At 71.6% G+C, this 4,585-nt stretch carries 6 protein-coding genes; 4 read left to right on the forward strand and 2 right to left on the reverse strand.

The genetic code is table 11. The annotated features are described in order from the left end of the window. Both KD1_RS17115 and dapD read right to left on the reverse strand, forming a co-directional pair. On the reverse strand, positions 1-750 hold a 750-nt coding region (locus tag KD1_RS17115; protein WP_174521121.1), incomplete at its 3' end, for a hypothetical protein. Further along, positions 737-1,669: a 2,3,4,5-tetrahydropyridine-2,6-dicarboxylate N-succinyltransferase gene (gene dapD / locus KD1_RS15330; RefSeq protein ID WP_068403364.1), complete on the reverse strand. Its 933-nt coding sequence runs from the start codon at positions 1,667-1,669 to the stop codon at positions 737-739. The genes KD1_RS17115 and dapD, both read right to left, overlap by 14 nt. 99 nt (positions 1,670-1,768) lie before the next feature. On the opposite strand from dapD, the gene dapE reads away from it, so the two are divergent. The 4 genes from dapE (at position 1,769) to KD1_RS16370 (ending at position 4,317) form a co-directional block, all read left to right on the forward strand. Then, on the forward strand, positions 1,769-2,860 hold the full coding sequence (dapE, locus tag KD1_RS15335; protein ID WP_068403366.1) for a succinyl-diaminopimelate desuccinylase: 1,092 nt from the start codon (positions 1,769-1,771) through the stop codon (positions 2,858-2,860). A gap of 68 nt (positions 2,861-2,928) precedes the next feature. Further along, positions 2,929-3,735 (forward strand): LOG family protein, encoded by an 807-nt coding sequence (locus KD1_RS15340; protein ID WP_083542532.1) that lies wholly within the window; start codon positions 2,929-2,931, stop codon positions 3,733-3,735. Further along, on the forward strand, positions 3,732-4,019 hold the full coding sequence (locus KD1_RS15345) for a DivIVA domain-containing protein (RefSeq protein ID WP_068403368.1): 288 nt from the start codon (positions 3,732-3,734) through the stop codon (positions 4,017-4,019). Before KD1_RS15340 ends, KD1_RS15345 begins: the two co-directional genes overlap by 4 nt. A gap of 124 nt (positions 4,020-4,143) precedes the next feature. Next, positions 4,144-4,317, forward strand: coding sequence for a DUF3117 domain-containing protein (locus tag KD1_RS16370; RefSeq protein WP_083542531.1), 174 nt, complete (start codon positions 4,144-4,146; stop codon positions 4,315-4,317). Positions 4,318-4,585 lie beyond the last annotated feature (268 nt).

The raw sequence follows: 4,585 nt of genomic DNA on the forward strand, positions 1-4,585 counted from the left end.
TTGCTCCGACATCGCCGCGGTGCGCACGACGCCCGCCGAGGCGCTCACCCCGGTCGCGATCCCGGCGTCCCTCAGGCCGGCGGCAACCTGGGTGGCACTGCCGGCCGCGGCCGGCGGGGACAGTCGGCAGCCCAGACCCTCGGGGGAGTAGCCGGCCAAGGCCGAGGCGAGGATGCGCCCCTCCTGCTCGTGGTCGGCGTACGCCTCGGGGTGGCCGCTGCGCTGCACCGCCTGGGCCACGTCGTTGATGTTGCCGGTCTCCCAGCCCCGGATCTTCACCAACGCGTCGTAGAACGCGTTCGTCGCGTGCACCGGGTCAAGCACCTGGTCGCGCGTGCCCCACCCCATCGACGGACGTTGCTGGAACAACCCGAGGGAGTCTCGATCGCCGTAGGTGATGTTGCGCAGCTTCGACTCCTGGATGGCCGTCGCCAGGGCGATGCTGGCGGCGCGGGCCGGGAGCCCACGCGCCAGCGCGATGGTCGTGATCGTCGCCGCGTGGTGCATCTGCTCCGGGCTCAGATCGACGCTCGTGCCCAGGGCGGTGGCCTGGCACCGCTGCGCTCCGAAGATCGCCGGGAGGCCGTCGCGGACGAAGACCACGCCACCCCACACGAGGGCCGCCATCAACGCCACGGCCGCCACGGCCGCCACGGCCGCCGTGAGACACCCCCACCGCCGCGGCCGCGCTCCGGGGCGGCGACCCTGCGGTGTGGGGGCGAACGTGACCGCGGGATCAGTCGTTGGCATGCAGTTCCGTGTTCAGCACGACACCGTGGCCCGAGCGGCCGCGCGCCTCGACCGCGCCGGTCTGGGAGTTGCGGATGAAGAGGATATCGTTCGACCCCGACAGCGACCCGGCCTTGACGACCGAGCCGTCCGGCAGCAGCACCTTGGTGCCGGCCGTGACGTACAGACCCGCCTCGACGACGCAGTCGTTGCCCAGCGCGATGCCGATGCCGGCCTCGGCGCCGATGAGGCAGCGCTCACCGATGGAGACGCGCTCGGTACCGCCGCCGGAGAGCGTGCCCATGGTCGAGGCGCCGCCACCGATGTCGCTGCCGTCACCGACGACCACGCCCTGGCTGATGCGACCCTCGACCATCGACGATCCGAGCGTGCCGGCGTTGAAGTTGACGAAGCCCTCGTGCATGACGGTCGTGCCCGCGGACAGGTGCGCGCCCAGGCGGACCCGGTCGGCGTCGGCGATGCGCACGCCGGCGGGGACGACGTAGTCCGTCATCCGGGGGAACTTGTCGACACCGAACACCTGCACCGGGCCGCGGGAGTGCAGTCGCAGCCGGGTCTGCTCGAAACCGTCGACCGCGCACGGGCCGTGGTTGGTCCACACGACGTTGGTCAGGGTGCCGAACAGGCCATCGAGGTTGATGGAGTTCGGGGCGACGAGGCAGTGGCTGAGCAGGTGCAGGCGCAGGTAGGCGTCGGACGCGTCGGCCGGGGCCTGGTCCAGATCGATCGCGACGGTGACGACGTCGGTGCGCACCCCGCGGAGATCGTCGGTGCCGGCCAGGGCGAGCAGGTGCTCGGGCACCTGCACGACCTCGGGCGCGGCGCCCAATTCGGGGGCCGGGTACCAGGTGTCGAGCACCGTACCGGCAAGGGTGGTCGTGGCAAGTCCGTGGCCCCAGGCCATCCGTGCGTCAGTCATGGCCCCAAGGGTAGGCAAACCGGCTGCGCGGCACCTGACCGGTCCATGGGTGCCGACGGCGTTCTCGTCGACGAGGATCGGCCGCCGTACCCTTGACCCATGTCCGCGCCCGCTGCCCTGACCCTCGACCTCTCCAGCGACGTCGTGGAGCTGACGGCCGCGCTGTGCGACATCGAATCGGTCAGTCTCGACGAGGGGCGGATCGCCGATGCCGTCGAGGCGGCCGTGCGCGCCGTCCCCCATCTGGAGGTCCAGCGGGTCGGCCACACCATCGTCGCGCGCACGCACCTGGGTCGGGCCGAGCGCATCGTGCTGGCCGGTCATCTGGACACCGTGCCGCTGACGTCGCCGCCGAACCTGCCCACGCAGCGCCGCGCCACGCCCGACGGCGACGTGCTGTGGGGCCGCGGCACGGTCGACATGAAGGGCGGCGTCGCGGTGGCGCTGCGGCTGGCACACGACCTGCGCGCCCCGACCCGGGACGTCACCTACGTCTTCTACGACGCCGAGGAGATCGCCTCGGAACACAACGGGTTGCGCCGGCTGGCCGAGTCCCACCCCGACCTCCTCGAGGCCGATTTCGCGGTCCTGCTCGAACCGACCTCCGCCACCGTCGAGGGGGGCTGCAAGGGCACCCTGCGGGTCGAGGTCGGCACCACCGGGGTGGCCGCGCACTCGGGGCGACCGTGGACGGGGGTCAACGCGATCCACGCGGCCGCCGAGATCCTGGACCGGTTGCGCGACCACGAGGCCGCGACGGTGCACGTCGACGGGCTCGACTACCACGAGGGGCTCTCGGCGGTGGGTATCCGCGGCGGCACCGCCGGGAACGTCATCCCGGACCGCTGTGTCGTCACGGTCAACTACCGCTTCGCCCCGGACAAGAGCGGCGCGCAGGCGGTGGCGTACGTCGAGTCGCTCTTCGCCGGGTACGACGTCGTCGTCACCGACCTGGCCGACGGCGCCCGCCCGGGGCTGGACCGGCCGGCCGCCCAGGCCTTCGTGGCGGCGCTCGGCGTTCCGGTGGGCCCGAAGGAGGGCTGGACCGACGTCGCCCGCTTCGCGGCGCTCGGGGTGCCGGCGGTGAACTTCGGCCCCGGCGACCCGCTCCTGGCGCACAAGGACGACGAGCAGTGCCCGGTCGACCAGATTCGCGCGTGCGAGTCGGCGCTACACCGGTGGCTGGCATGAGCGGCATGGGCGCCGCCGACCGCGAGGCGCCCAGCGGGGAGCCCGCCCGGGAGGGCAGGATGGACGACATGAGTGTGGACGACGACTTCATCTACCAGAAGGGGCCGGTGACCCTGCGACGCTCCGCAGTGCCGACGAAGACGACCGACCAGCGATTGCTCGACAGCCGCGGGCCGACGGACTGGGTGCACACGGATCCGTGGCGGGTGCAGCGGATCCAAGCCGAGTTCGTCGAGGGCTTCGGTCAGTTGGCCGAACTCGGCAAGGCCATCAGCGTGTTCGGTTCGGCTCGGGTGGCACCGGACACGCAGGCCTACCAGTGGGGCGTCCAGGTCGGCGCGGCGCTGGTCGAGGCCGGCTACGCGGTCATCACCGGCGGCGGCCCGGGGGCGATGGAGGCCGCGAACCGTGGGGCGCTCGAGGCCGGTGGCGTCTCCGTCGGGCTGGGGATCGAGTTGCCGTTCGAGGCCGGCCTCAACCGGTACGTCGACATCGGGGTGAACTTCCGCTACTTCTTCGCCCGCAAGACGATGTTCGTCAAGTACGCGCAGGGGTTCATCGTGCTGCCGGGCGGGTTCGGCACGTTGGACGAGTTGTTCGAGGCCGTCACGCTCGTGCAGACCCAGAAGGTCACCGCCTTCCCGATCGTGCTCATGGGCCACGACTACTGGACTCCGCTGGTGGATTGGCTGCGCACCACCGCGCTCGCGTACGGCACGATCAGCGAACGCGACCTCGAACTCATCGCCATCACCGACGACCCGGCCGAGGCGGTGGAGTTGGTCAAGTCGGCGGACGCCTTCGACGAGGCCGGAGATGCGGCCATGGCGCAGATGGTCGAGGAGATCAACGAGGCCCGGGGGCACACGCCGTGATCTGGGTGGTGCTCGCCGTCGTCGCGGTCGTCGTCGTGGCCGCCGTCGCCGCGCTGGTCACGGGCCGGATCCCGTACGACCCGATGGCCGAGGCGACGACGAGCACCCCCGAGACGATGCTCCCGCGGGGTGAGGTGACCGCCGGTGACCTCGCCGCGATCCGCTTCGACACGACCTTGCGCGGCTACCGCATGGACCAGGTGGATGCCGTCCTCGATGCGTTGCAGACGAGGCTGGCCGAGCTCGAAGCGCAGGTGGAAACGGCCGCGGATCGGGCCGAATGACGCGCCGAAACTCCCGCCCGGGATTTCACCTGCCGCCCAGAACGCGCGATAATGGATGAGATCCCCGGCGCGAGAGCCGCGTTGGGTCAACATCCGCACACCCGTGCACGAAGGGAATCGCAACATGGCGGCGATGAAGCCCCGGACCGGCGACGGTCCGCTGGAGGTTACCAAGGAAGGCCGTGGCATCGTGCTGCGCATGCCGCTCGAGGGCGGTGGCCGCCTCGTGGTCGAGATGACCCCGGACGAGGTCAGGGCTCTGGGCAAGGCCATCGACGAGTGCGACGGGCTCAACTGACGCCGACGTGATCGTGTGACCGCGGCGGCCCCGGTGCCAGTTGGCGCCGGGGCCGCCGCAGCGTTTCTCCCCGACGAGCATTGGAGTCCCATGTCCGACGACGACCTGCTTTCCCCGATCCTGTCCGAGGTGCTGCTCGAGCCGGCCCCGTTGGCCGAGGTCCTGCCCGATCTCGATCGCCCGGTGCTGGCGATTGCGTCGATGCCGGCCGGGCTGCCCCCGGCGGCGCGGCATGCCCTGACCGCGGCCGGGCTCGACCCCGACGCCC

The organism is Kribbia dieselivorans NBRC 106261 (genome assembly GCF_001552435.1).
Classification (GTDB): Bacteria; Actinomycetota; Actinomycetes; order Actinomycetales; family Dermatophilaceae; genus Kribbia; species Kribbia dieselivorans.

Bases quoted from the DNA above. Each gene is read 5' to 3' on its own strand.
- dapD (WP_068403364.1), bottom strand. From the start codon at position 1,669: ATGACTGACGCACGGATGGCCTGGGGCCACGGACTTGCCACGACCACC.
- KD1_RS15340 (WP_083542532.1), top strand. From the start codon at position 2,929: ATGAGTGTGGACGACGACTTCATCTACCAGAAGGGGCCGGTGACCCTG.
- dapE (WP_068403366.1), top strand. From the start codon at position 1,769: ATGTCCGCGCCCGCTGCCCTGACCCTCGACCTCTCCAGCGACGTCGTG.
- KD1_RS16370 (WP_083542531.1), top strand. From the start codon at position 4,144: ATGGCGGCGATGAAGCCCCGGACCGGCGACGGTCCGCTGGAGGTTACC.